The organism is Falsihalocynthiibacter sp. S25ZX9, from assembly GCF_041205405.1.
GTDB lineage: Bacteria > Pseudomonadota > Alphaproteobacteria > Rhodobacterales > Rhodobacteraceae > Falsihalocynthiibacter > Falsihalocynthiibacter arcticus.
On record NZ_JBGFCD010000301.1, the window covers coordinates 1 to 287 of the forward strand.

1 protein-coding gene is annotated in these 287 nt (G+C 59.6%); it reads left to right on the plus strand.

Annotated features, from left to right (window positions below; all coding sequences use genetic code 11):
- Window positions 1-287, plus strand: a 287-nt coding sequence (locus AB9F29_RS22335) for a calcium-binding protein (RefSeq protein WP_369757306.1), incomplete at both ends; no start/stop codon positions are given.

Sequence of the window (287 nt, forward strand, 5' to 3'; positions counted from 1 at the left end):
GGGCGATACCCTCATAGGTACCGCAGAAAATGATCGTCTGCGCGGTCTGGAGGGCAACGACATTTTGGTTGGCGGCACCGGCACGGACATCCTGATGGGGGGCGACGACAACGACTTACTATATGGTCAAGACGGCAACGACACCCTCGAAGGTGGCCATGGCCATGATGGCCTGCGCGGCGGTGACGGGGCAGATGTCCTCAACGGCGGCACAGGCATCGACCGTGCTGAATATATCTCGCAAGTGCGCGCAGATATTGGCTATAGCAGCAGCAAGACGGGCGAAG